At 69.2% G+C, this 5,392-nt stretch carries 4 protein-coding genes; 3 read left to right on the plus strand and 1 reads right to left on the minus strand.

All coding sequences use genetic code 11. From position 1 onward, the window contains the following. From AC5RV2_RS14165 to AC5RV2_RS14175, 3 genes are all read left to right on the plus strand, one after another. A partial coding sequence (locus tag AC5RV2_RS14165; RefSeq protein ID WP_494092856.1) for a phosphopantothenoylcysteine decarboxylase domain-containing protein occupies positions 1–663 on the plus strand: 663 nt, incomplete at its 5' end. Positions 664–869: 206 nt separating this feature from the next. Beyond that, positions 870–2,075: a methionine adenosyltransferase gene (metK, locus tag AC5RV2_RS14170; protein ID WP_494092857.1), complete on the plus strand. Its 1,206-nt coding sequence runs from the start codon at positions 870–872 to the stop codon at positions 2,073–2,075. A 5-nt stretch (positions 2,076–2,080) separates the two neighbouring features. Beyond that, positions 2,081–4,249 (plus strand): primosomal protein N', encoded by a 2,169-nt coding sequence (locus AC5RV2_RS14175; protein WP_494092858.1) that lies wholly within the window; start codon positions 2,081–2,083, stop codon positions 4,247–4,249. Here the strand turns inward: AC5RV2_RS14175 and AC5RV2_RS14180 are convergent. Next, a partial coding sequence (locus tag AC5RV2_RS14180) for an HNH endonuclease (protein ID WP_494092859.1) occupies positions 4,131–5,392 on the minus strand: 1,262 nt, incomplete at its 5' end. The two genes, AC5RV2_RS14175 and AC5RV2_RS14180, sit on opposite strands and share 119 nt — an antisense overlap.

The following is a 5,392-nucleotide window of genomic DNA, read 5'->3' on the forward strand; positions in this document are numbered from 1 at the left end:
GGCAAGCGGGTGCTGGTCACCGCCGGCGGCACCCGCGAACCGCTGGACCCCGTGCGCTTCCTGGGCAACCGGTCCTCCGGCAAGCAGGGCGTGGCGCTGGCCCGCGCCGCTGCGGCCGCGGGAGCGGAGGTCGAACTGATCGCCGCCCACCTCGAAGTTGCCATCCCGGACGGGATCAAGTCCAGCTCGGTGGAAACCGCCCTGGACCTGCGCGAGGCGACGCTTGAAGCGGCGGCACGCTCCGACGTCGTCATCATGGCAGCCGCCGTGGCGGATTTCCGGCCGGCGGAAGTGACCGACACCAAGATCAAGAAGCGCGACGACGCCGACGACCCGGTGATCACGCTGGTGCGGAACCCGGACATCCTGGTGGAGGTCGTGCAGCAGCGCGGCTCCGGCGAGGTGCCGCTGATCATCGGTTTCGCGGCGGAGACCGGCGACGATCGCGGCGACGTGCTCGACTACGCGCGCAGCAAGCTCGAGCGCAAGGGCTGCGACCTGCTGGTGCTCAACCGCGTGGGCCGCGACCTGGTGTTCGGGCAGGATGACACCGAGATCACGGTGCTGGCTCGCGGCGGCGTCGAAGCGCAGACCCACCGTGGCAGCAAAGACAGCGCGGCGGCCGTGGTCATCGAGCGCATCACCGCAGAACTCTTCCGCTGACACTGCGTGCGGGCTGACGCGGCTTCTGCCGTCTGCGCGAGCGTGAGGTGCCGTCTCCTCTGTCTCCGTCGTGCCGCATCACCCGCCGGCCGCGGGAACCAGCCCACCAATGACCCCCTATTTCGTCCCGTTTCGCTGCATGACCCGGCCTTCGGGGCCGCCTCAACCGTTCCGTGGCGGTCCCCGCCAGCAAGTAAGGTATGTCTGTGACTTCTTCTGACAGCAATCTGCGGCTCTTCACGTCCGAGTCCGTGACCGAAGGCCATCCGGACAAGATCTGTGACCAGATTTCCGACGCCATCCTCGACGCGCTGCTGCGCGAGGACCCCGAGTCGCGGGTAGCCGTAGAGACGCTGACGACGACCGGCCTGGTACACGTGGCCGGTGAGGTCACCACGAAGGGCTATGTGGAGATCCCGCAGATTGTCCGCGACACCATCCTGGAGATCGGGTACAACTCCTCGGACAAGGGGTTTGACGGCGAGCGTTGCGGCGTGTCGGTTTCGATCGGCCAGCAGTCGCCGGAGATTGCCTCCGGGGTCTTTAACTCGTTCGAAACCCGCGAGGGGACCGGCATCGACGCGCGCGATGCCCAGGGCGCCGGTGACCAGGGCATCATGTTCGGCTATGCCAGCGACGAGACCGACGTCTTGATGCCCGCACCGATCTGGCTCGCGCACCGCTTGTCGGAGCGTTTGACGGAGGTGCGGAAAGACGGGACGCTGCCGTATCTGCGGCCCGACGGCAAGACGCAGGTGACCATCGGTTATGACGGCGACAAGCCGGTGTCCGTTAACTCGGTCGTGATTTCCAGCCAGCATGAAGGCGGCGTGGACCTGGACCACCTGCGTGCGGACCTCACTTCGCGCGTGATTGAGCCGGTGCTGGCGGCCAGCTCCCTGGACGCTACGAACGTGCGCTACATCCTCAATCCGGGCGGCGACTTCGTGATCGGCGGGCCGGTGGGCGACGCCGGGCTGACGGGACGCAAAATCATCGTGGATACCTACGGCGGCATGGCCCGTCACGGCGGCGGCGCATTTTCCGGCAAGGATCCGTCCAAGGTGGACCGTTCAGCCGCCTACGCCATGCGCTGGGTGGCCAAGAACGTGGTGGCCGCGGGGCTCGCCCGGCGCGCCGAGATCCAGATCGCATACGCCATCGGCATGGCGCGGCCGGTCGGCATCTACGTCGAAACCTTCGGAACCGAGACGGTTGACCCGGCGCGTATCGCCCAGGCGATCGAGGAAGTTTTCGACCTGCGTCCGCTGGGCATCATCGACGACCTGCAGCTCAAGCGGCCCATCTACAAGCAGACCGCGGCGCACGGCCATTTCGGCCGTGAACATCCCGACTTCACGTGGGAGCGGACGGACCGGGCCGACGCGCTGCGCAGCTACTTCAACGCCTGAGCCTGATGGGCTCTGATCCGCACCAGCTGAGCCTGCTGCAGGGCTTCGGTGCCCCCAAGCAGGCGCCGGGCACCGTACCGGCGGCCGCGACCAACCCGGTGGCGCAGGTGCTGATCGAAACGTCGCTGCCACATCTGGACCGGATCTTCGACTATCTGGTGCCGGAGAATTTGGATGCCGACGCTGTTCCCGGCGCGCGGGTGAAGGCCCGTTTCGGCGGCCAGGACATGAGCGGGTACATCACCCGCCGCACGTCGGAGGTGCCGGAAGGGGTCAAGCTGGCCCCGTTGGCCAAAGTGGTGTCCGCGCAGCCGGTGCTGAGCGAGGAACTGCTCCAGCTGGCCACGTCCGTGGCCGAGCGCTATGCCGGAAACGTCAGCGACGTACTGCGCGCCGCCATCCCGCCCCGCGTCGCCAAAGTGGACAAGGAATTCGCCACCCGCGAAGAGGGCCAGGCGGCTGACCCGGCGCCGTTGGCTGACCCGGCAGCGCCGGCTGATCCGGCAGCTCCGGCAGGCACCGCGCCTCCGGTTACCTCTGCCGTCTCTACCACCGCCCCTGCGGCTACCGCCGTGCCTTCGGCTACCGCGCCGGCCCCGGATGGCGCGGAGCAAGCCTTCGCCGGTTATGACGGTGCCGGTGAGTTTCTGGCCCGGCTGGCCTCTGATGCCGCACCGCGTGCCGTTTTGGCCAGCCATAAGTCCTTCGGTCCTGCTTCATGGACAGCCCAAGTAGCCCACGCCGTGGCGAGCGTACGGCAGAGCGGCCGCGGCGCCGTCGTCGTGGTCCCGGACGCGAAGGACCTGGCACGGTTGGAAGCCGAACTGGAGCGCGTCCTCGGCGCGGACCAGTATGTCCGCCTGACTGCCGAGGATGGGCCGACGCCGCGCTACCGGAACTACCTGCGGTTGCTGCATGGTGAGGTCTCGGTGGCCGTGGGGACGCGCTCGGCCGCCTTCGCTCCGGTGCAGGATCTCGGACTGGTGGCCATGTGGGACGACGGCGATGACCTGTTGCTGGAGCAGCGTTCTCCGTACCAGCATGCGCGCGAGGTGTTGTTGCTGCGCACGGCACAGGCCGGTTGCGCGGCCCTTTTCGCCGGTGTCTCGCGCAGCGGCGAAACACAGCGGCTGGTTGAGAGCGGCTGGGCGTCCGAGCTCACGCCTGCCCGGCCGTTCCTGCGCCAGGCGACCCCGCGCATCCTCAACACCGCGGATTCGTTCCAACAGGAACGCGATCCCATGCTTCGCCATGCCCGCCTGCCGCATGCCGCGTGGCTTGCCGCAAAGGAAGGCCTGGAGCGCGGCCCGGTGCTGGTCCAAGTGGCACGGACCGGCTTTTCACCTGCCCTTGCCTGCCAGAACTGCCGCACGCCTGCCAGATGCACCGACTGTAATGGGCCGCTGGCGCAGCCGGGCCGGTCCGCGGCGCCGGCTTGCCGGTGGTGCGGGCGATTGGCCACGAACTACTCCTGCCCCGAATGCGGGTCCCACAGGCTCCGTGCCTCTGCGGTCGGTGCCCTGCGCACGGCGGAGGAACTGGGACGTGCGTTCCCGGGGGCGACGGTCGTGTCTTCTTCGGGGGAACACATCAAGTCTGTGGTCGAGTCGCGGAAAGCCCTGGTGGTCGCAACACCGGGAGCCGAGCCGGTGGCACCCGATGGGTACGCGGCGGCGTTGCTGCTGGATGGCAACGCCATGCTTAGCCGTGAGTCTCTGCGCACCCCCGAAGACGTGTTGCGCCGGTGGTTCCGCGCCGCGTCGCTGGTGCAGCCGTCGTCCGAAGGGGGGCTGGTGGTAGTCACCGCCGACCAGGACGCGGTTGTGGCGCCCTTGGTTCGGTGGGACCCTACCGGTGCCGCAGCCCGGGAAATGCAGTTGCGGCGTGAGCTTCAGTTACCTCCTGCTGTCAGGATCGCCGCGCTGACCGGGAAGCCCTCAGGCATTGAAGCCTTCATGGCGGACTTTGAGCTCAGCGGCAGCCTTCGCAGCGTCGGACCCGTTGAGCTGCCGGCCCGAGCGGGGGAGAGCAGCGAGCACCGCCTGTTGCTGTTCTTCAGCTATCAGGACGGACCCCGCGTGACTGCCGCGCTCCGTCACCGCAAGGCGGCGCTGTCCGCCAAGCGCGTCCCCGACCCGGTGCAGGTGCGCTGCGACGGGACCGACCTGCTGTAACCTTCGGGGCGCGCGGTGCGGCGCCGGCTCGGGAAGCAGGGGCGGCGCCGGGCCGGGAAGCAGGGGCTGCCTCTGCATCCGGCGGCGGCGTTCCTGGTAGTGGTGGCGGGGTGGAGGTGTAGGTGTGTCCGGTGGGCGTGGTGGTCTCCACCGTGTGGTTGGGTCCATCGAGGGTGCGGCTGGACCAGCCTTCGGCTTCCTTTGACTGGTTGCATTGTTCGCACAGTCCCTGGCCGTTGGCCATGGTGGTTTTGCCGCCCTGTGACCAGGGCACGATGTGGTCGATGTGCCGGATCGGGGCGTCGCACCAGGGCCTGGCGCAGACCGCGTCGCGGGCGTGGATCATCCGGCGCATCCCGTCGGGGAACTTCCGTGCGGCCGAGTCCATCCCCAACAGCTGCCCGGTCCCCGGGGCGGTGTAGAGGCGGCGGACCCAGATGTCCTCCACGCTGGCCAGTTTCAACACCTTGTTGCGTTGGGCCTGCTCGCGGGCGGTCTTCCACCCCGGCTCGGTCCCGGCCGGCGGCGCCTTCTGCCCTATCCCGCCCGGCGGGCTGCCGTCGGTGGTGGTTGCCGGTGGTTGTGCCGGTGCCGGCGGTTCAGGGAGACGGGTGAGGTTGCGGGCGTAGCGGGCCGGGACGATGCCGTGCCCGGTCAGCCAGGCCGGTTCGTTCTGGCCATGGAGCAGGGTACGGTCGGTCATCACCAACTGGATTTCCAGCCGGGCCGGGTCGGCGGTGCTGCGCCCGGTGACGCGCTCAAACACGGTATCGGCCATCAGCTGGCCCCGCGACCGGGGGTCGCCCATGCCGCGCAGCCGGTCCGCTTCCCGGTGCAGGGCGGCCATCACCGCCACCCCCTGGACCACCGGCAGCAGGGTCCGGACCGAGACCATGGTGTCGGGCTCGGGCCGGGAGGACACATGCCGGTCCGCTTCGGCCTTCGCCGCCCGCTCCACCACCGAGCGGGGATCGAGCCGGTAGGCCAGGCGCTTGGCTTCGGCCCGCAAAGCCCGGTTCCCGAGCCCGCGCAGCCGCTCCCGGTTCCCGGCCAGTTCCCGGTCCACGCGGGCCCGGTCCTCCGGGGACAGGCAGCCGGTCTCCTGGGCCAGGATCTCGGCCCGGTATTCGTTCAGGCTCCCCG

The sequence above is a fragment of the Arthrobacter sp. Y3225116 genome (assembly GCF_059091245.1).

Excerpts from the sequence above, each read along its gene's own strand:
- AC5RV2_RS14175 (WP_494092858.1), top strand. The coding sequence starts at position 2,081 with ATGGGCTCTGATCCGCACCAGCTGAGCCTGCTGCAGGGCTTCGGTGCC.